Here is a 20611-nt window from a genome sequence, read left to right on the forward strand (position 1 = left end):
TAGGTCGGCGGTTGATTGCCCGCGCCGGGTGCTGTGTTTGGTGGCTGTTGCCCGTATGGTTGCGGTTGTTGGCCTGTCATAAAAACCCCTTCTCATCATCGAGCACTGCACGTATCCGCTGTGCACGTATCCTCAGTCTAGGCCGAGATTGTGTCCGCTGTCTATCTTTGGCGCGTAATTGTGCCCTAACGCGCGATGGCGTTTTGGTTAATGACTACGGAGCGGATGGGAGTTCATAGAGATGGATGGGGAATCCTCGGAAGATGACTATGCGCAAAACGCACGTAGGAAGTTGTTCGTTTTTGCGGGCTCAGTGCCTTAAAGTAGAACTTGCTTCCAGTGTTCTGATGAAAGAAGGAGAGGCAAGTCCAATGAAGGTCGACATTCTCACCCGTGAATACCCGCCGCACGTTTATGGTGGCGCCGGCGTACACGCCGAAGAACTGTCCAAGGTTCTGGCCGAACGTATCGATGTGACCGTACGCGCTTTCGATGGCAAGCGCACCGAGGCTGATGTGCCGGCGATTCCGAACGCCGCTGAAGCCAAGGGCAGCCTGAAGGTCGTGGGCTATGGCACTCCGGCCGAACTCGCTGAGGCGAACCCGGCGCTGAAGACGTTCGGCGTGGATCTACAGATCGCCAACGATGTCGATGCCGATATCATCCACGCACACACCTGGTACGCCTGCCTCGCCGGCTATCTGGCCAAGATGCTGCATGGAACCCCGCTGGTCATCACCGCCCATTCTTTGGAGCCGTTCCGCCCCTGGAAGCGTGAGCAGCTCGGTGGCGGCTACAACCTGAGCTCCTGGGCCGAGAAGGACGCCTACGAGCATGCCGATCGTGTGATCGCCGTCTCCGGCGGTATGAAGAAGGATATTCTCGCCGCCTACCCGAGCCTCGACCCAGACAAGGTGGTTGTGGTCTACAACGGCATCACCATGTCCGAGTTCGCCACTCCGGCCGACGATGATCCGGGTTGGAAGGTGTTCGAGCGCTATAACATCGACCGCTCCAAGCCCACCCTGCTGTTCGTGGGCCGCATCACCCGCCAGAAGGGCTTGCCGTACCTGCTCAAGGCGCTGCACTTCGTGAATCCGGATGTTCAGGTGGTGCTGTGCGCCGGTGCCCCGGACACCCCGGAGATTATGGAAGAGGTCAAGAACTCGTTTGCCGAGCTGGACAAGGAACGCGGCAACATCGTCTGGATTGAGGAGATGCTGCCGAAGAACGAGCTGTCCGCTCTCGAGCACGGTTGCGATGCCTTCATTTGCCCGTCGATTTACGAGCCGCTGGGCATTGTGAACCTTGAAGCCATGGCCTGTGGACTGCCTGTGGTGGCCTCCGCCACCGGCGGCATCCCCGAGGTCGTGGTGGACGGTGAGACCGGCTACCTGGTGCCGATCGACCAGCTGCATGATGGTACCGGTACGCCAACCAACCCGGACAAGTTCGTGCACGATATGGCCGACGCCATCAACAAGATCATGGCCGATCCGGAGCTTCGTAAGAAGATGGGCCAGGCCGGCTACGAACGCGCCCGTGACGTGTTCAGCTGGGAATCCATCGCTGATGAAACCGTGAAGGTCTACCAGTCCGTCCTCGACGAACAGAAGAAGTAGTCCGTTCCTAGCCTCCCTCTGATGAGGGAGGTGGCACGCGAAGCGTGACGGAGGGAGAGACGTCGCCTATAAGACGATGCTTTCCCTCCATGTGTTATTACCGTTATCATTTTCTAGGATTATTCGCTATGCCCACTACCGTTCTGCAACTCGACAACGTTGAATTCCGCCGCAATCGCCGCGTGATCATCACCGACGTGAACCTGACCGTCAAGGCGGGGGAGCGGTGGGTGCTGTTCGGACCGAACGGCATCGGCAAATCAACGGCGGTGGGCATGCTCGCCACCCGCACCTTCCCCTCAGAAGGGCGTGTATTCATCCTCGGTCATCAGCTCGGCAAATACGATGTATTCAAGCTGCGCACACGCATCGGTCTCGCCTCGGCTGATTTAGGCCGCCAATTCCCTGATTTCGAAGATCCACTGGACGCTGTGGTCACCGGTCTTTCCGCGGTGACCGGCCGCTGGCAGGACACCTATACCGAGGATGAATATGCTCGTGCACGTCAGCTGCTCCATGACTTCCGCGTGGGCTACTTGGAAGGCAAGCAGATGTGGCGTTTGTCCGAAGGCGAGCGCACGCGTGTACTCATTGCCCGCGCGCTGATGGGTGACCCGGAACTGCTGATTATGGATGAGCCGACTACGGGCCTTGATTTGGGTGGCCGCGAACAGGTGATGCGCACGTTGAGCCGTATCGGCGAGGAGAGTTCCAATCGTGCGGTGGTACTCGTGACCCACCGTTTGGAGGAGATTCCGGCAGGCTTCGACCATATCGCCATCATGGGTCGCAAGCCGATTCCGGCCGAGGATGCCACGAGCGATGGCATCGATGCAATGGGCAACCCCGGTGCCGGCACTATTATCTACTCCGGTCCACTTGAGGAAGGCCTGACCGACGAGCGTCTTTCCGACCTGTTCGGCATGCCCATCGAAGTCGAACACAGTCACGGCCGCTGGTCCGCCTACGCAGTGTGATTCATGCGATATGGAGCAGCGGGACTATGTTTGCTCAGTTATCTTCTGCGGTATAGAATCGTATTTTAGTAAGTTACGATTCTATAAATCGGAAGTAGGTCCTTATGTTCGTGGGCAGGGATAGAGAACTCGCAACTCTGGAACGGCGTTGGAACTCTTCGCAATTCGAATGTGTGATTGTGTATGGAAGGCGACGGGTAGGCAAAACCACGCTTATCAATCACTTCTTGAAGGGGAGGCCGGCAATCTTCTTCCCGGCTATAGAATCCAATATGGATGGCAATCTAAAAACGCTGAGCAACAGTATTGCCATGTATCGCAGCATGGTTGATAACGCTGGGACTGTGACAGATGATTTCGGCGATACGGTGGCTTCTGCACCCGTGTATCAAGATTTCGAGTCAGCGTTGGAGTCGATTTTCCAGCTTGCGCGAAGCAGACGTTTAGTATTTGTCATCGACGAATACCCTTATCTTGCAAAAGCCGACCGATCCATTAGCTCTGTGCTGCAGCATGCCATCGACAGGCATAAGGATGATAGCAAGCTCATGATTATCCTGTGCGGCTCATCGATGTCGTTTATGGAACGTCAGGTACTTGGCTATACGAGCCCGCTCTATGGTCGTCGAACCGCGCAGATCAAGGTGGAGCCATTCGGTTATACCGATGTGCGAAAGTTCCTGCCTCGATATACGCCCGAAGATGCGGCAATCGCCTATGGATTGACTGATGGCATACCGCAGTATCTTCGTCAAATTGATGACACCATGAGCGTTCGCGATAACGTCCGCTGGAACATCATTGATCCCGATTGCTATCTGTTTGAGGAACCTGGCAACCTGCTGAAACAGGAACTCCGATCTCCCGCCGAGTACAACTCCATAATCCAAGCCATTGCATCCGGCGCGTCGCGGTTGAATACCATTGCAACATCATGCCACATGGAAACGTCGTCTTGCTCCACATATTTACGCAATCTCATTGATCTTGGGATTGTACATAAGGAAACGCCATTTGGAGAAGATTCGCCGCGCAAGACGATTTACCGTATAGAGGACTCCTTCTTCCGATTCTGGTATCGCTTCGTACCCGCGAATATGCCGCTTATACGATCCGGCAACGGTGATATTGCCGTCGAGCGCATCATGCAGTCGATGAATGATTTCATGGGAATGGTATTCGAAGACATGTGCATTCAATGGTTGTGGGCGAATAATGCCTCCGGCAAGTTGCCGTTCTTGCTGCTTGATGCTGGACGTTGGTGGGGCGCTGACCCGAAGACCCACAGTCAGGAAGAAATAGACATTGTGGCCACAGGCGATGAACCGAAGTCAATGTTGTTTTGCGAATGCAAGTGGAGAAGCGTTCCATCAAGCCTGCGTCAGCTCGAAACCTTACGCTACCGATCTAACCTCTTGCATGCTGAGCATTGCCATTTCATGCTGTTCTCTAAAACAGGATTTGATGACCATGTCATCGCGCGCGCGAAGTTGGACGATGAGGTGACCCTTATCGATTTCGCTGATATGTGACGGCGAATGGGAATCATCGACTGCTATATTCATCGGTGTGAATGCAGTCGGTTAGGATATGAGGTGAGGGGAAAGACATATGACCACAAGCAAACTTGTTTTCATTGATATCGACGGCACGCTGGCGGACGAGAACCATGTAGTGCCCGAATCCGCGCAGGCAGCATGCCATGAGGCGCAGCGCAACGGACACAAGCTGTTCATCTGCACCGGTCGCTCTATGCCGAAAATCGAACGCAGCATTCTGGACCTGGGATTTGACGGCGTGGTGTCCGTAGCCGGTGCGCAAGCGAACGTTGGCGATACCATCCTGTTCCAGCACTTGGTACCGGCCGCGGCAGTGGATGCGGCGATGGAATACTTCAAGCTGCACCACATTGAAAGCTACCAATGGCAGGGGGCGGATGGCATGTATATTTCCGAAGGATACCGCCGCCATTTGGAGTCCAAAGGCAAAGCATTCAACCGCGGTGAGTTTGCGAAGTTCTGGCATCGTATCGACGAGGTGGAAGTGCCGTTCGGCTCCACGCTGGGCGAGACCATCAAAGTCAGCAAAGGCTCGTACTTCACCGGCCCGAACCCGGATGTGACGTTTGAGCAGACCAAGCGTGATCTGTCGCCCTGGTTCGAAACTGTGCACGGCTCATACGACAAGATCTCTCCGAACAATGGCGAGCTGCTGATCAACGGTATCGATAAGGGTACTGCCGTGCGCAATGTGGCCGACGCGCTTGGCTACACCATTGCCGACACGATTGCCATCGGTGATTCGGACAACGACACCGCCATGCTGAAGGCCGCAGGCACGTCCGTGGCAATGGGCAACGCGATTCACGGCATCGAACAGTTCTGCAATCTGCAAACCACCGATATCCATGACAACGGTCTCGCCAACGCCTTCCGCGCCCTCGGACTGGTGTGACAGGGAAAATTTTTACCGCGATGAAAAATCTGGCATACCATCTATAGCAAGGGATTACGTAGACGGCAACTCTACCGTAAGGTCTTGCGGCGTGGAAGGAGCATACAATGGTCGCAAAGGCTGACAACGACGTCACGCACACGAATCATGAATCGAAGCATGAGAAGGAACGCCGCATTATGCAGAAGGCTTTGGAAGGAGCCGCTGCGGAGACGGTGCAACGCTTTGGTGCCGCTGCCAAAGAGCATCTTGTGGCATACGCTGGCAAGGATTATGAAGCAGGTGCCGCTGACGGCAAACCGGTGCCGCATAATAGTCTGAAAGCCAACGCTGATTTGGCGGACAGGCAAGGAGTGAAGCAGCTAGCTGGTTTTAGCGCGGAAGTCGAGTCATCCGCCCGGAGGAATGCCGACCGCATTATCAATGGCGAATCGGAACGTTTCAAGCGCTACGACGCAGTGAAGGGCAAGGCCAACGATCCGATTGTCGACATCGTTGAGATCGATGCTTCCGGGAACATTCTGGCTGGTTCCGAGTCCCAGATGAAATTCGTGGGTAGCGATCCCAAAGCTCTACTGAAGGCTTTGAAAAGCAAAGAGTACGCAAAGTATCGCGACAGCGGTGTCATCATGGATATTCCAGATGATTACTACGACGTGCTGATGGGCTCTGGACCCGATGGCATTGACGCCCAGATTCACAGCATGCAACGCAAACTGGATTCGGGACAGCTCACGGAAGCATCCTCTGAACGCGTTCAGCAAGAGATTGATAAGCTCCAAACCATTAAGAAGAGCCTGCGCAAAAGCGGACTCACCAAACACGAAGCCGAGCAGGCGGTTATGCACCCGAAGTTCACGGTGGCGAAGGACGTGGCCAAATTGGCGCATCGTTCCGGTATGGCACAAGCGAAAACCGGTGCGTTGATTGGTGGCGGAACCTCGCTGGTTCGTAATCTGGTCGGATGCATCAATGGCACTATTGAGCCGCAAGAGGCAGCGAAACGCGTGGGAGCGGATACCGCGACAGCCGCGGCATTCAGCTATGTCACGGCATTTTCAGGCACCGCCATCAAAGGCGCGATGCAGAATGCGTCGAACGGATACATACGAAGTCTATCCAAGACCAATGTTGCGGCGACGCTGGTCTCCACCACCGTTGATGTGTCGAAAGCTATTGCCGGGTATTGCCGTGGCGAGTTGACGGCAGCGCAATGCATCGAACACATGGGGCAGCAGGGGCTTGGAGAAATAGGTGCGGTAATGGGTACAGCCGTAGCAACGTCCGCTGTCAGCGCCGCTGGAATCACTGGAGCCGCAGCGATTGCCGCTGGCATGCTGGGCAGTACGCTTGGCTATACCGCTGCCATCGCCGTATATGAAGAGCTTGCAACGGCATTGCGCGAATATGATATGGCGAAAGAGGAACGTATTCGTGTGGAGCAGGAGTGTGCCGAAGCCGTTGAACTTATCCGCCAGTATCGTAAAGACTTCAATACTGCGGTCGATACGTATCTGGCCGATCAGATGGAAACCTTCAATGCAGGCTTTGATGCCATGGATGCGGCGATAATCGCGAACGATATCAACGGGTATCTGGCCGGTAATACGGTGGTGCAGGAGGCTTTGGGATATCAACCGCGATTCCATACCCAGCAGGAGTTCGATGACCTGATGAACTCCGATGGCAACTTCGTTCTGTAGCTCTATAGAAAGGCAGGGATGCAATGACCTACATTCAGCGTAAGGCTGCTTTGCAAGCATTCTATTATCTGATGGCCGTGGATGGTGCCGTGAAAGCCGAAGAAATGGAACGGTTCAACGGCATCGGCAAGGAATTAGACAACGATCATTTCCATGAATACGCCGACCGATTGGTGCATTCCTGTGATGATTACTTATCACAGTATGCCGGTAAGGACGATGACCGATATGACGTGATCGTTGAAGGGGTCGATAAGGCTCTGTCGAAACATGCTGATTCCGTAGATGGCGTGGCATCCCGCCTGCTGTTGTGGAACATGCTTGCAGTGGCGTATGCGGATGGAGACTTCGATCAGGCTGAGCGAAAACTGATCCGACATATTGCGAGAACGGTTATCAAGGAACGTTCCATCTATCCTGAGATGGAACACCTGATGAGAGCCGCTCAGTCGGTACGGGAGGAACTGGCATGGATCACGTCATCGAATCGCCCGTATGCTGAAGTGCAGCCTGTGGTAGAGACTCTTCGCGAACGGGAAGAGGCAATCCAACTGGCGGCGACTCAGCTGGTGGCGGATGAAATGGTTCCTCAAGCGCCTGAGGCCATGACCGTGCAAAAGGATGTATTCGATATCGCCAAGGAGAATGTCGATAAGGCAGTGTCTCCAGTAGTTGGACAGGTGCAACAGGGTGTGCAGGAAGCCGCCGATACGGTGAAGCATGCCGTCGCCAATGTTCCTGGAGTGGCACAGGCTAGTGATGCTGTTAACTCCGCTGTGAAAACGGTTGGCGATGCGCTGAATCCGGTAGGAGATGAAGTGCGTAAACAAGCTGATCAAGCAGCGAAGGAAGCACAAAAACAGGTCGGGAATGCAGCCAACGCGGTGAAAGGTTTCGTTGGCGGGTTATTCGGCGGCAAGCGGTAAAGCACGCAAAGAAGGAGAGAAAAACATGCCGGTTTTCATCGCACCATTATTCATGGGTCTTGCCGCTGTCGGCGGTATCGCCGGAGTCGGAATGGGTGCCAAGGGTGGTCTGGATCAGTTCAAAGCCGACCGTCTGAATGTCAACTCCAATAATCGCATCCAATGGGCTGCCAACCGTCTCGAACAGCTTCGCAAGCAGTGTTCGCAATCGCTCAATGCGCTCGGTAAAGAGAAGATCATTGTGCTGGATGGGAATATGAGGCGTTTCCTCAACGCGTTCGGCCAACTGAAGAACGTGGATTTCACCCCGTCGGAAGGCCTGGATGAACTGGAGAAGCTTCGTATCGATAAAGCCGCCTTTGAAGAGCTTGAATCCATGGGCAATATGGCGTCTTCTCTTATGCAAGGCGGTATCACGGGGGTTGCGAGCGGGGCACTTACCGCATTTGGCGCCTATAGTGCGGCCACAACGTTCGCCACGGCATCCACTGGAACCGCCATTAGCGCATTGAGCGGTGCCGCAGCCTCCAATGCCACGCTGGCGTTCTTCGGTGGCGGTTCTTTGGCCGCCGGCGGAATGGGCATGGCCGGAGGAGCTGCCGTTCTGGGAGGATTGGTGGCAGGGCCGGCACTGCTGGTGATGGGGGCCATCGTCGGCGCCAAAGGCGGTAAGAACCTCGAAGAGGCGAAAACCCAGTCGGCCAAAACCGACCAATACTGCGAAGAAATGATGGCCGGAAGCGATCAGTGCGTTGCCATCCGTCGGCGCAGCTCCATGTTCTATGCGCTCTTGGCTTGGCTGGATGCGAAATTCCTGCCTCTGATTTACGAATTGGAACACATCATCGATACCGAGGGCGTTGATTATTCGCAATTTACGCTTGATAGCAAACATAGTGTAGCGGCGGCAGCTGCCACAGCTGCCTCTATAAAAGCGGTGTTGGATACACCGTTATTGTCTGAGAACGGGGCGCTCACCGCGCAGTCCGCAGCTCTTGTGCAACAGGAACTCGGCGAGTGACTGGCGGACGTATGAGGAACGATGGATGCACCAGGTTGCCCGTAGCCGTGGCACAGTTCACTGTGGCGCGGAAGCCGGAACGTAATCTCGAAATCATTGACGGATTCGCTGGTGAGGCAGCCGCCCAAGGCGCACGATTGCTGGTGCTTCCCGAAGGACTGATCGCACGCGATGGCGATGATGATGCGTTCGCTGCAGCGCACGCACAGCCCATGGATGGGTCGTTCGTTTCTGGACTCATAACCATCAGCACCAAACACAACATCGCGTTGATGGGCACGGTTCATATCGCTCCAGCCGAAGGCTCGGCAGACGCCCGCGTATCCAATGTGTTCCTGACGATTCGTGACGGTGAAATCGTGGCAGCATACCGGAAACTGCACTTGTATGATGCGTTCTCGGCTAAGGAATCCGCAGTGGTCAAACCTGGTGAGACATTGCCGCCCATCATCGATATCGATGGGTGGCGCGTCGGTGTCATGACCTGCTATGACGTGCGCTTCCCTGAAATCGCGCGTTCCCTAGCCGTTCGAGGAGCGGATGCAATCGTGGTCGCGGCCGCATGGGGGCGAGGCCCGCTCAAGGAATATCACTGGAAGCTGATGACTGCCGCACGGGCGGTGGAAAACACCTGCTATGTGCTGGCTTGCAGCGAGGTAAGCAGCCGCAACATTGGCTGCAGTCGCATCATCAGCCCACTTGGCGAAGTACTCGCCGAAGCTGACGACAGTACCGCGGAGCTGATTGCCGCCAACCTTGACCGCAACGCTCTCGAGTCAGTGCGGCGAACGCTGCCCGTGCTGCACAATCGTCGTTTCGCGGATCCTCAGTTGCAGTGACGGTTACGTTCTAGGTACTGATTCTAGGTACTGGTTCTAGGTACTGGTTCTAGGTACTGGCCGTATGATCTATTCGTCAACTCCACGGATCATAAGGCAAACGCAAGCTCCTCGCGCAGTGCGGTACGATTCGGGTAACGGCTCACGATATCGTGAGCCAGCGTGCGCGTCTCCTCGGGGCCGAATACCGATGAGTATCGCCGCAGCTGCTTGGCTATCTGCTGATAGGTGCTGCGTCGTGCAGGCAAGGCGTCACCGGAAGGCGAAGCTGCCGAATACTTGAATACAGCAGGACCCATGGTGCCGCGAGGCATGGCATTGAGGATAATCGTTTTCGCTGAATCCGGATGGTCGATGGCAATGGTGCGCAGCAACGGCAGCGGAGGATAGGTGATGGTGCTGCAGTAGGTGAGAGCCGCATCGGAAAGCCGCTCATCAATGATGAGCTTTTCATAAGCAGGATTACGCCAGCTACTGTGACGTTGCGTGCCGCCGAACGTAGTCATTTCCGGTTGGTATTTGATACGGTCAAGGATGTTCCGTGCGCAATCCCTGGCGAGGTTGCGCGCGACTTGACCCCATTCCTCAAGGCTCAACCCGCCATACATGCGCAGTAGATTCCTCAATACACTGACATAACGAGCGTCTGACTGATCGTTGCAGGATACGATGTAATACCGGTAGATGCTGGCGAGCATGGTCACATCGTTGAGCCCTTCGGCGCAGGCTTCCATCAGCGTATGCCAGCCGTGCGGCAGTAGGCCGTGGAGCACTCCATTGTGGTTGGCTTCTAAATCCGCCTCCTGTTCGTTGCTGCTCATATCGAGAAAACGTTGTGCGGTCATCAACGCCGCTTGGAAATGCCCGTCTTGGATCAGACTTACGGCGCGCATGATCATCAGCGTTGATGAGTCGGGATTGTCGTTGAGCAACCGGTTGCGTCCATCGTCATCATGGGACAATGTGTAGAGGTCATAGGCGATTATCTGCGTGAACGTGCGAATGATTTCATCATGTAGTTCGGCATCATCGAGTGCGTCATTGGCAGCGGCATTCGCGATATCGCCGTCGGTATGAGCATCGGTCTGACGGCTGGCTGAATCGGCTGAAGAAGTTTCGTCGCCTTCCTCGAGATTGCGGCTCATCTCATGTTCGACGACGTCGTATGCCCAGAGACGTGTGCCGTCATAGCGGGCAAAGGACAGTGCGGAGGAGACGAGCAGCATGCTATTGAGCGGATCGCCATGCCGCAGGTCTACATCATGTGCGGCTTCAACAATACAGGTCAATGCTTTGCCGGCGGTGGCTGGATCCGCGAATGCCGCGACGTTTTCCATATAGCAGCGGATTCGCATGACCAGACCATCCAGAAGCGCGAACAAGGGCGCGAGATCGGCTTCAATGGTGTGCAGGTAGGTGCACACCGCGTGGACGCATAAGCGAAGATTGATGCAGGCGTGCTCATAATCGGTGGATTGGAACGCATTCATGGCAACCGCTTGGACTGTTTCGATGAGCTCGCGACAGTCGGCGGCATTGCCTGAATCGTTGACTGCTGGTTCCTGATGATGTGGGAGTCGCCCGTAATACTGATCGATGGAATCAAGGAAGAGATGCTGCACTTCGACAGGCGAGATCAGCGGCTGCTCATCATCTGTGTCAGAAGTGAAGGTACGTGCGACCGTTTGCAGATGCGGCGACCACAGGAACAACAATGTGCCGTCTAATTGCTCAGGGCGTGCGGCGAGTTCCTCTTGGATGCGGTGGAGTACGGTGTGCGGCAGCGTGATTGAAGACGATTCGCTGGAGGAATCATGGTTTCCATTGTCGCGGCGTTGGGTCGTGCTGCTTGGCATAAGTCGTTGGCGCAGTTCGTAGAGCATCGCCCCGATATGCTTGCAATACGGCGTCCGCTCATATGGGCAGGTGCATGCGGCGGATTGGATGCGAATGGGATTGCTTGTGTCTTTGGCATCGGTGTGATTCAAGCGGATATCCACGTCGTAAGCGTCATCGCTGCTGCCGGAAATCTGCGTATGGAACAGATGCGGCGCTATCTCCTGAATATCGCCCACGCGCCCGGATTCCCAATAGTCGGATGCGCGTTCGAGAATCAGCGGAGTGTTCTCGAACATGGTTTCAAACGTGGCCAACATTGGCTTTTCTGGAGCGCTCATAGTTTCGATTGTAGTGGGTGGGGGCTGTCGAAAAACGCATGGCAAAGCGGCTGCAGGCTGATGATGCAACATGATGGTTGGGCGGCGTGCATAATAACGGTATGGATGAACGATGGGTGAGGGCGCTGCAGGCCAAGAACATGAGTGTTCCGGGGCGCGCGAAAAGTGACGGCAATCAGATGAATGGCGGCAATGCACATGCAAACAAAACGGCTGCGCGCGGCACATCGAACACGTCGATGCGTCACGCACAGCCGTTCAAAGCTACCGGTCACAAAGGCGGCATCAGCAGGCAGGGAAGCTGAACTGAGTGTGCGGTAGAGACTACCCCTCAGTCGGCTTGCGCCGACAGCTCCGCCGACAAGGGGAGCTAGTGTTGGCGGTGGGCGGCATCAGCAGGCAGGGAAACTGAACTGTTGACCGATTAGTACACGGAGTAGCCGCCGTCCACCTGCAGGTTGGTGCCGGTGACATACGAGGACGCGTCGCTGGCAAGGAACAGCACCGCGGTGGCGATTTCCTCATTCGTGCCGAAGCGACGCATCGGCACAGGAGCGGTCATCATATCGTGCGCTTCGGGAACAATGCGGCCTTCGAAAATACCGGACCACACGTAGCCGGGGGAGATGGCGTTCGAGCGAATGCCATACGGGGCCAGTGCGGCCGCCAAGTAGCGCGCATATTCATAGATGCCGGCCTTGGAAGCACCGTACGCGGCTACCGGGGAAGGTCCACCGGCGATGAAGTTCGCGTTATGCGCGGACAGCGACGATGTGAACACCAAAGAGCCGCCGTGATTGTGTTCGCGCATGATGTGCTGGGCGATCTGTGCGGTCAGGTAGGCGCCGGTCAGGTTGATGTCGATGGTTTTCCGCCAGACCTCGTACGGTTCGTCGGCATCGTCGCCGGGCACGTTCACGCCGGCATTGATGAACGCCACATCCACGGTTCCAAGCTCGTCAACCAGCGAAGTCTTCAACGCGTCGACCTGCGCTTTATCGGAAACATCGCAGTACAACGGCACTACCTTCACGCCGTAACGTTCAGACAGTTCCTGAGCGAGCGGTTCCAGTGTTTCCTTGGTACGCGGCAGGTCGACGATTGCCACATCGGCACCGGCTTCCGCCCAGGCGGCGGCCACATTGCGGCCGAGCCCACCGGCACCACCGGTCACGAAACCTTTCCTGCCTGCGAGCGAGAAGCGGTCCATGATGCGGTGGGATGGTTCTTTCCATTGATCGAGTGGGTACTGATCGAATACTGAAGCGTCGGTCATGTTATTCTCCATTCGGTTCGGTGGCGGCGTCCTTGTTGCCATCAACAAGGCGAGCCTATCACGGACAATCGGGTTGTCTGCGATAGGCTCGCCTAAAAAGTTCAGGAAGTTAACATTCGCGTGATTGCGGATTCATGAGGCTGCTCGCAATCACCGAAAATAATCAGTCTTCCTCATGCCAATGCGGATTCTGGCCGAACGTGTAGCCTTCCGGATTATCCATGGCGGCGATGTCCTGCATATCCTGCTCGTCCAGCGCGAAGCCGGTCAGGTCGAGGTTCGCACGCTGGCGGTCGGCATGCATCGACTTTGGAATCGCCACATCGCCCAACTGCAGATGCCAACGCAGGATTGCGGCCACAGGGGAGACGCCATGCTTTTCGGCGATGCGCACGATGGTCGGATCCTTCAACATCTGATTGGCGCGGCCGAGCGGGCTCCATGCTTCGGTGATGATGCCGTGCGCGTCATCGTAGGCACGCTGCTCGTTCTGCTGGAAGAACGGATGCAATTCCACCTGATTCACGGCCGGAGTCACACCAGTGGCGCGAATCAGCAGATTGATATGACCGGGCAGGAAATTGCTCACGCCGATATGCTTCACAATACCTTGCTGTTGCGCATCGACCAATGCCTGCCATGCTTCCACGAACTGACCCTGGGATGGGTTCGGCCAGTGAATCAGATACAGGTCGATGTAATCCAAACCCATGCGTGCCACGGATTCCTCAATGGTCACGCGAGCCTGATCATACTGATGATGGCGGCCCGGCAGCTTGGACGCCACGATGATATCCTCGCGCGGCACCTCGGATTCGCGAATCGCCTTGCCGACGATGCCCTCGTTCTCATAGTTGAACGCGGAATCAATCAGGCGATAGCCGACTTGAAGCGCGGACTTGATGGCTTCAGCACCCGCGAAACCGTTGACCTTGTACGTGCCGAAACCGATGGCCGGCAGCTCCAAACCATCATGCGCCTTGCGAACCGGAATCGCCGGCGGTTCCATTAGTGCCATACCCACTCCTTTGTTGTTGTCTCCGCACTGTTGCGTTGTGACTGCTGCATTCCAAGAATCGCAGTCAACACCAGTGCTCATCTCACAATGCTTACTATAGTGAGCCGGATTCGCGCATCATTGCATTACGCGGGCTGTGTACGGGCTGTTGCAAATGGCGTTGACACCGTATAATAAGGCCGTTGCAGGGGAACTCGGCATGCTTGCGCAGCGTAGAAAACACAACGCACAGCGAAGCGCCGGGTTGAGAAAGGCGAACGCCTGACCCTTGGAACCTGTTGGCCAACACCATCGAAGGGAGCAATCCATGACTTTCGACGCCGTCCAATTCGGCCCGATCACGCTCAATCATCTGCCGCCATTCGCCCAGCGTCTGCGCAAAGCCGCCGACTTGGTATGGGAGGAAGGCTACAAGCAGCCGTTCCTTCGCGAGCTCGGCAACGGTACGCTGGCACGCGAGAAATTCGCGTTCTACCTGCTGCAGGACTACCGCTACCTGAAGGATTACGCCAAGGTGCACGCGCTCGCTCTCACCAAGACGCAGGATCCGGAGATCATGCAGTTCATGGCCAACGTGCAGAACGCGATCTTCAACGTGGAATCCTCCATGCATCGCGAATACATGGCCAGTTTCGGCATCAGCGCGGAAGAGATGAACAACGTGCGTCAGTCCGCGTTCGCCCGCGCCTACACGTCGAACATTCTCTCCATTGCGTACGGCGGTTCGCTGGTGGACGTGCTGGTGGCCGTACTGCCATGCGCATGGGTGTACGCCGATTATGGTCAGCGTCTGGCCGCCGAGTTTGCTGATTCGCTTGAGGGGAACCCGTACAAGAGCTGGGTCGACATGTATAAGACCGAGGAGTTCTGGAGCTCCTCCGCATGGCTGCTCGCGCATATCGAAGAGCTGGTCGAAGGCCTGAGCGAGGAACGCAAGCAGGAGCTTGAGGACATCTTCGTGGCCGGTGTGGAACATGAATACATGTTCTGGGCCTCCGCGTACGACATGCAGTACACGTGGAAGCCTGAATGGGACGTGCGCTAGGCGCGCTTGAAGCGTAAACGTATCTTCCACACGGGGTGAGGTCGGTGTTTAAGTGTCTCTGATGGGTGCCTGATACCGACCTCACCGCAGTCTTGGCGTGTATCTCGCTTACAGGGGGTTGATTCCCCTAGTCTGGAACATCTATCTGCTTTACAAGGGGTTCTTCCACGGTTAAACCGCAAGTAGAATAGGCATCATGCCAACGCCATTCCGCCATTTTTGCGGTTTATATACTTGGCGAGGAACCCCTTGTAACGCAGATAGACCTCCGGTGAGGTGCAAATCAACCCCTTGTAAACGAGATAGCACGGTCACCAGGCTGCTGATTGCTGTTTGCAGTGCATCGATGGGGCTGCCGCAGATAAACGTTATGGTTCGCGCAATGTATTTATTACTTGTGAGCGGTTAGGAAGGCGCGAATGTCCGCGATTTCCTCATCGCAGATGGCGTGGCCCATGCCCGGGTATTTATGGTGTACGAAATCTCTGCCGGATTCCAGTACTGTACGGGCGTTGATCTGATCCTGGAACGGAATGGTGCTGTCCAACGAGCCGTATGCAAGGAAGAAGCGGGTATGGGAATCCGGGAGCTGTGCTCCTATCTCGCCTTGGAATGATGGGCTGAGCAGTATCGCCGCATCGAATAGGTACGGGTGTGCCTTGGCGAGCCGGTACGAGAGATAGCCGCCTTGTGAGAATCCGATAAGAACCTTGCGTCGATGCTCGAATGTCGGTGCGTTAAGCAATTGCGTCAACGCTTCACCGACCGCCGCGCATTCGCGTTGCCGCTCGTCAACGCCGCATCCGTCCGGATACCAATAGTGTCCGCCCATATAGGGGCGCGCATAGGTGCCGCGGAACGACAGATAATCAGGCTTCTCACCGGTGCCTGCATACACCGCGTCGATGATGCGGACCATTTCGCTCTCGTCGTTGCCGTATCCGTGGAACATGAGGAACAGCGGACCTGTGCCGTCCGTATCGAAATCACTGACCATTTGTAGCCGCATGTCTATCACCTCTAGCCAATGAGTGTATAAAACTTGCTCGTGAGCGTTTCTCAACGATCTTCGTTTGTCGATTAAGGCGCGCAAGTGTAGCCGAAACTATTTATTCTGCATTTCTGTGTAATCTACGTGCCGCGAGATGTCTGGCCTCGTACTCTTCGAAATTATCTCGAACAGCCGTCGCTGGATACTTCTGCTTGGTCTTTGACAATTTGTGCATGATGATGTCGTCCATATCAATTTCGAGTGCATCGGCCATCATGATGCAATACATCAGCACATCCGCTAACTCTTCTTGAGCATGTTCTGATTCTGCGGCGGGTGCCTCTGGTGTCCATTGATAGCATTCGAGCAGTTCCGCTGCCTCTATGCAGATAGATTTTGCGAGATTAACCGGCGTATGGAATTGTCCCCAATCTCTTTCGTCAGTGAATTCGCGTATTGCCTGGATAGTGCTGTCGCTAATCATGATTGTCATTCTAGAAGACGTTGACCTGTTTGGATGCATTTTCTACAGATATAGGGGGCATAATAAAACCATGTCCATCGAGCGTATGAAACCTATCATCGTCAAGTTGCCGTACGGAAGATATGGGAAAGCGGATTTTGAAAAGGCATTGAATGAAACCAAGGGAGGTATAAGCGCTCGCAAACTGGTCAAGGACTCTGAGCTGGAGAACACCATGCTCTATCTATTGGCATATCCGACGGTATATATCGTTTGCTCTGAGACCAGAAACCGGTATTCCGCCAAGAATGAGTACACGGCATACGTTGGCGAGACAAATAATATACGGCAACGGACGAAAGAACATCTTAGCGCCGATGCTCGGAAACGGGATGATTGGCGGTTTGTATTCGAAAGTGTCAGCAAAAATGCTGATGCCGTTCAACAGTATGTGATTTCTCATCCAATGTTCAATAAATCCTTGACACTGGATGTCGAGAATCGCCTCATGCATTACATGTCCAGCACCGAGTCTGTCAAGAAGCTCAATAATCGACGTACAAATGCGCAAGGGGCGTATTATACTTCCAATCATTTTGATGAAATCTTCTCCAAGATATGGTTGCGTTTGCATCGCTCTGATCCAGAGCTGTTTCCGGCCGAGGAAATCATCCGCGACTCGGCGTTGTTCAAAGCATCGCCATTCCATAAGCTGAGCGAGCAGCAGATGGACGCGGAAGAGGCCATTCTTGAGCGACTTAATTTGATTCTTGAATTGGGCAAGGGCAATACCCATGTAGTGAGTAATCCTCAATTGATCTTTGTTCAAGGTGCTGCCGGCACGGGAAAAACTGTGCTCTTAAGTCATTTGTTCTACCGCATTGCTACGGAAATAGGCATTCAAGGCAATACATATTCCGAAGATGAAGAACAACAGGCTCTCAGCCACACGTATACTGATGATCTTTCCGCGTACATTCTGGTGAATCACAAAGAACAAGTTCATGTTTATAATCAGATTGCTCTCAAACTTGGATTGCAGAAGAAACCCAACGAAGTGGTGATGCTGCCCAGCCAATTCATCAATCGGTTCAGCGAAACAAACGGTCATGGCAGAGGGCTCCCTGATAAGCCCAAGGGCAAAGCCGATATTGTGCTCATCGATGAGGCGCATCTTCTGACTACACAGGGAACTCAAGGCTATTCAGGAAAGAATCAGCTTTACGATATCTTGAAACGTGCGCGCATTGTCATTGCGGTATTCGATCCGGACCAGATCCTTCAGTCTCGTCAGCAGTGGCATAGGGCTGTTCTTCAACGATTGCTCCTCGATACCAAGGCAAGCAATGACAAGGCCAGTAACGATGATATTGGAAAAATCAGTAAGCCTGATACTGTCAGTCTGGGAGAAGAGGATGGCCTTTCCACTATCTCTATTGATGTATCTCATATTCGGCTTGCACAACAATTCCGCATTGATGCCAGCGATGAAGTCGTTCAGTGGATAGACCATTTCGTTGCAGGCGGGCAGGACCTTGGCCCTATTCCCCGAGATCGGGTTCCGCATAGTTCTAATGGGGAACTATGCCGTCAGCCATATGAAATCAAGGTGTTCGATTCGCCCATTGAGCTCTTCAATGCAATAGTGGAGAAAACACGGGAGTCTGCCGGCGGATGGAACGGTGTTGGCTTATCTCGGGTACTCGCCACATACGATTGGAGATACTCCACTTCCTCTAATGACGGCGATCCAAATGGGTTCTGGAACGTGGCAATGCATTGCGATGATTCAGGCCATTGGCATATGGGACTTGCTGATAACGATAAGGAAGGCTATATTCCAGGGGACACCAACCCGCATCGTTTCTGCAAACCGTGGAATTATCAACTTACTGATCCTAGTCCGAAAGGCATCGATAAGAATTTATCTTGGGCCGAGAAGGACTACACCATTAACGAAATTGGTTCCACATTCACCATTCAGGGTTTCGATTTGAATTTCGCCGGTGTGATTATTGGCCCTTCGGTGCAATATCGGAATGGGAAAACCGTCTTCAATCCCCAAGAAAGCCATAATTATTTGGCGACGAACAAACGCAAGGATTTGGAGGAAGACTATTCCAAGCAGAAAGAACACTATTCCATGCAGAACATTAGGCATGAATTGAATGTTCTGTTGAAGCGCGGAGTTCATGGTCTCTATCTGTTTGCGGTAGATGAGGAGCTGCAACAGCGTTTGAAAGAATGCTATACGTCGGCGCGCTAGAACAAGGTTGAGAGAATCTCTCATGGCAACATTAGACTGAATCGTCTTCTATGAGATTTGAAAGCGAATCATTGAGTATTACAAGGAGAATCCATGAATCCCAGGCGTGGAGCGTTTATTGCGGGCGAGAAGGTGCAGTTCACCGATCGCAAGGGCAAGAAGATCACCGACCAGCTGGTGCCGGGCGGCTCCACGCAAACCGAACATGGGTTGATCCTGCACGATGATGTGATCGGCGCGGTGGAAGGCACTGTGATCACCACCGTGCATGCCAAGCGCGAAGCGCAGGTCAACCAGGTTTATCCGGAGAAGGACAAGAACAAGCCGTGGAAGTCCTCGCGAGCCATCGGCGGCTGGGAGTATGCGGCCATGCGTCCGCGACTTGCCGACTATGTGCTTTCCATGCCGCGCGGTGCGCAGATCATGTACCCGAAAGATATCGCCCAGGTGATTCAGCTCGGTGACATTCGCTCCGGGCTGCGCGTGCTGGAATCCGGCGCTGGCTCGGGTGCCATGAGCTTGAACCTGCTGGATGCCGTGGGGGAGTCTGGCCACCTGACCACCATCGAATTGCGCTCCGAATTCGCCCGCGTGGCCGAGGCGAACGCCACACTGTATTACGGTGAGAAGCCGGCTTGGTGGGATTTATTGACTGGTGATTTTGATTCCGTGGCAGCAGGTCTTCCCGAGCACTGGTTCGACCGCATCATGCTTGACATGCTGGATCCGTGGAACCGTCTTGAACAGGCGTATCGTGTGATTGCCCCCGGTGGCGTGCTGGTCTGCTACGTAACCACCACCACGCAGATGAGCCGACTTGCCGAAGCGCTGCGTGCAGCCGGCTGCTGGACCGAGCCGCAGATTCAGGAGACGCTTGAACGCACGTGGAAAGCGCAAGGTTTGGCGGTTCGTCCGGATCACCAGATGATTGGTCACACCGGTTTCCTGGTGATTTCGCGCGCCATGGCACCGGGCTTCGTTGCGTTGAAGAAGCGCGAACGCTATTCGAAGGACACGGTGACCGATGTGGATGAGTTGACCGATGAGCAGCGCGAAGCACGTCTGGAAGAGCTCGAATTGCGAGACATTTCCGATCACAAGCTGCGCAAGGTGCTGCGTGATTTGGACCGTCAGGTCGGTGAATTGAACCAACTTGGTGAGGAGACTGCCTGAACGGTTATGTGAACGCTCACAATGGGGCTATAATGAATTGCCTATATAGCGTTGTTTGTGAGCGATGCAACCCTTTAGGAAAGGAAGCCTCGAAGTGGGCATCAAGCTGAGCAAGGTCGCCAAGGCGGCGAAGAAATACAAGCACATTCTCATCATCATGAGGCATGCCAAGGCCGAGCCGTTCGGCGGCAAGGACGATTTGGAACGCGAGCTCACCGAAAAAGGTCTGAAACAGGCCAAAACCGTGGGCAAAGGTATTGAAGCGCTTGGGCTTAAGCCCGATCAGATCTCCTGCTCGGCGGCGACCCGCACTCGGCAAACACTGGATCGCATGCTCAAGATCTTTGGCGACGAGCCGATTGTCGATTACCGCATCAACCTCTACGACGGGGGAGTGCAGGCCGTTTTCGACGAGCTCGCCCATGTGAAGTCCAAGCAGCGCGTGTTCATGATCGTTGGCCATGAACCCACCGTATCCATCGCCTCACAGTGGATCGCATCCGCCGACTCCGATGCCGAACGTCTCGATCTGCTGAACTTGGGTCTTTCGCCGGCTTCCATCGTGATTTTCGGCTCCGATAAACCGTTTGACGAATGGCAGGTGCACAGTGGAGAGCTGCTTGCCGTGATCAACGTCAAGGATTTTGACTGATTCTCAGA

The 20611-nt window shown here is 54.7% G+C and carries 17 protein-coding genes; 12 read left to right on the top strand and 5 right to left on the bottom strand.

All coding sequences use genetic code 11. From position 1 onward, the window contains the following. The first annotated feature begins 371 nt into the window (after positions 1-371). From glgA to JS530_RS07170, 8 genes are all read left to right on the top strand, one after another. Positions 372-1622: a glycogen synthase gene (gene glgA, locus JS530_RS07135; RefSeq protein WP_214376498.1), complete on the top strand. Its 1251-nt coding sequence runs from the start codon at positions 372-374 to the stop codon at positions 1620-1622. Positions 1623-1750: 128 nt separating this feature from the next. Further along, a complete protein-coding gene (locus tag JS530_RS07140) occupies positions 1751-2599 on the top strand; it encodes an ABC transporter ATP-binding protein (RefSeq protein WP_214376499.1) in 849 nt (282 codons plus the stop codon). A 104-nt stretch (positions 2600-2703) separates the two neighbouring features. Next, complete coding sequence (locus JS530_RS07145) at positions 2704-4131, top strand: ATP-binding protein (RefSeq protein ID WP_214376500.1); 1428 nt, start codon at positions 2704-2706, stop codon at positions 4129-4131. Positions 4132-4210: 79 nt separating this feature from the next. Continuing rightward, a complete protein-coding gene (locus JS530_RS07150; protein ID WP_214376501.1) occupies positions 4211-5053 on the top strand; it encodes an HAD family hydrolase in 843 nt (280 codons plus the stop codon). A 107-nt stretch (positions 5054-5160) separates the two neighbouring features. After that, positions 5161-6756 (top strand): hypothetical protein, encoded by a 1596-nt coding sequence (locus JS530_RS07155; protein WP_214376502.1) that lies wholly within the window; start codon positions 5161-5163, stop codon positions 6754-6756. Positions 6757-6779: 23 nt separating this feature from the next. Continuing rightward, entirely contained in the window at positions 6780-7682 is a 903-nt protein-coding gene (locus JS530_RS07160) for a tellurite resistance TerB family protein (RefSeq protein WP_214376503.1), read from the top strand. A gap of 25 nt (positions 7683-7707) precedes the next feature. Next, a complete protein-coding gene (locus JS530_RS07165) occupies positions 7708-8703 on the top strand; it encodes a hypothetical protein (protein WP_214376504.1) in 996 nt (331 codons plus the stop codon). 11 nt (positions 8704-8714) lie between these two features. Then, positions 8715-9542, top strand: a complete 828-nt coding sequence (locus JS530_RS07170; protein WP_214376505.1) for a nitrilase-related carbon-nitrogen hydrolase — start codon at positions 8715-8717, stop codon at positions 9540-9542. 89 nt (positions 9543-9631) lie between these two features. Here JS530_RS07170 and JS530_RS07175 read toward each other — a convergent pair whose 3' ends face one another. The 3 genes from JS530_RS07175 to JS530_RS07185 all read right to left on the bottom strand — a co-directional run bounded on the left by JS530_RS07175 (position 9632) and on the right by JS530_RS07185 (position 14013). After that, positions 9632-11719: an SWIM zinc finger family protein gene (locus JS530_RS07175; RefSeq protein WP_214376506.1), complete on the bottom strand. Its 2088-nt coding sequence runs from the start codon at positions 11717-11719 to the stop codon at positions 9632-9634. A 424-nt stretch (positions 11720-12143) separates the two neighbouring features. Next, the gene (locus tag JS530_RS07180; protein WP_240541128.1) at positions 12144-12995 is read right to left on the bottom strand and encodes an SDR family NAD(P)-dependent oxidoreductase; all 852 of its coding nucleotides are present in this window, start codon (positions 12993-12995) and stop codon (positions 12144-12146) included. A gap of 163 nt (positions 12996-13158) precedes the next feature. After that, complete coding sequence (locus tag JS530_RS07185) at positions 13159-14013, bottom strand: aldo/keto reductase (protein WP_214376508.1); 855 nt, start codon at positions 14011-14013, stop codon at positions 13159-13161. Positions 14014-14320: 307 nt separating this feature from the next. Between JS530_RS07185 and tenA the strand changes: the two genes are divergently transcribed. Next, positions 14321-15058: a thiaminase II gene (gene tenA, locus JS530_RS07190; RefSeq protein WP_214376509.1), complete on the top strand. Its 738-nt coding sequence runs from the start codon at positions 14321-14323 to the stop codon at positions 15056-15058. A 391-nt stretch (positions 15059-15449) separates the two neighbouring features. Here the strand turns inward: tenA and JS530_RS07195 are convergent, their stop codons facing one another. Both JS530_RS07195 and JS530_RS07200 read right to left on the bottom strand, forming a co-directional pair. Continuing rightward, positions 15450-16067, bottom strand: coding sequence for an alpha/beta hydrolase (locus JS530_RS07195; RefSeq protein WP_214376510.1), 618 nt, complete (start codon positions 16065-16067; stop codon positions 15450-15452). Positions 16068-16167: 100 nt separating this feature from the next. Further along, positions 16168-16533 carry a nucleotide pyrophosphohydrolase gene (locus JS530_RS07200; RefSeq protein ID WP_214376511.1) on the bottom strand — a complete coding sequence of 122 codons (366 nt, stop codon included), beginning with the start codon at positions 16531-16533 and terminating at the stop codon, positions 16168-16170. A 70-nt stretch (positions 16534-16603) separates the two neighbouring features. On the opposite strand from JS530_RS07200, the gene JS530_RS07205 reads away from it, so the two are divergent. From JS530_RS07205 to JS530_RS07215, 3 genes are all read left to right on the top strand, one after another. Next, positions 16604-18778, top strand: coding sequence for a DUF2075 domain-containing protein (locus JS530_RS07205; protein ID WP_240541129.1), 2175 nt, complete (start codon positions 16604-16606; stop codon positions 18776-18778). A 93-nt stretch (positions 18779-18871) separates the two neighbouring features. Next, positions 18872-19951, top strand: coding sequence for a tRNA (adenine-N1)-methyltransferase (locus JS530_RS07210; protein ID WP_214376512.1), 1080 nt, complete (start codon positions 18872-18874; stop codon positions 19949-19951). A gap of 94 nt (positions 19952-20045) precedes the next feature. Then, the gene (locus JS530_RS07215) at positions 20046-20603 is read left to right on the top strand and encodes a SixA phosphatase family protein (RefSeq protein ID WP_214376513.1); all 558 of its coding nucleotides are present in this window, start codon (positions 20046-20048) and stop codon (positions 20601-20603) included. The last annotated feature ends 8 nt before the right edge of the window (positions 20604-20611 follow it).

It is taken from the genome of Bifidobacterium colobi, assembly GCF_018555455.1.
Lineage (GTDB): Bacteria > Actinomycetota > Actinomycetes > Actinomycetales > Bifidobacteriaceae > Bifidobacterium > Bifidobacterium colobi.

Bases quoted from the DNA above. Each gene is read 5' to 3' on its own strand.
- glgA (WP_214376498.1), top strand. From the start codon at position 372: ATGAAGGTCGACATTCTCACCCGTGAATACCCGCCGCACGTTTATGGT.
- JS530_RS07160 (WP_214376503.1), top strand. From the start codon at position 6,780: ATGACCTACATTCAGCGTAAGGCTGCTTTGCAAGCATTCTATTATCTG.
- JS530_RS07165 (WP_214376504.1), top strand. From the start codon at position 7,708: ATGCCGGTTTTCATCGCACCATTATTCATGGGTCTTGCCGCTGTCGGC.
- JS530_RS07210 (WP_214376512.1), top strand. From the start codon at position 18,872: ATGAATCCCAGGCGTGGAGCGTTTATTGCGGGCGAGAAGGTGCAGTTC.
- tenA (WP_214376509.1), top strand. From the start codon at position 14,321: ATGACTTTCGACGCCGTCCAATTCGGCCCGATCACGCTCAATCATCTG.
- JS530_RS07140 (WP_214376499.1), top strand. From the start codon at position 1,751: ATGCCCACTACCGTTCTGCAACTCGACAACGTTGAATTCCGCCGCAAT.
- JS530_RS07180 (WP_240541128.1), bottom strand. From the start codon at position 12,995: ATGACCGACGCTTCAGTATTCGATCAGTACCCACTCGATCAATGGAAA.
- JS530_RS07155 (WP_214376502.1), top strand. From the start codon at position 5,161: ATGGTCGCAAAGGCTGACAACGACGTCACGCACACGAATCATGAATCG.
- JS530_RS07205 (WP_240541129.1), top strand. From the start codon at position 16,604: ATGTCCATCGAGCGTATGAAACCTATCATCGTCAAGTTGCCGTACGGA.
- JS530_RS07185 (WP_214376508.1), bottom strand. From the start codon at position 14,013: ATGGCACTAATGGAACCGCCGGCGATTCCGGTTCGCAAGGCGCATGAT.
- JS530_RS07200 (WP_214376511.1), bottom strand. From the start codon at position 16,533: ATGATTAGCGACAGCACTATCCAGGCAATACGCGAATTCACTGACGAA.
- JS530_RS07170 (WP_214376505.1), top strand. From the start codon at position 8,715: ATGAGGAACGATGGATGCACCAGGTTGCCCGTAGCCGTGGCACAGTTC.
- JS530_RS07175 (WP_214376506.1), bottom strand. From the start codon at position 11,719: ATGAGCGCTCCAGAAAAGCCAATGTTGGCCACGTTTGAAACCATGTTC.
- JS530_RS07195 (WP_214376510.1), bottom strand. From the start codon at position 16,067: ATGCGGCTACAAATGGTCAGTGATTTCGATACGGACGGCACAGGTCCG.
- JS530_RS07145 (WP_214376500.1), top strand. From the start codon at position 2,704: ATGTTCGTGGGCAGGGATAGAGAACTCGCAACTCTGGAACGGCGTTGG.
- JS530_RS07150 (WP_214376501.1), top strand. From the start codon at position 4,211: ATGACCACAAGCAAACTTGTTTTCATTGATATCGACGGCACGCTGGCG.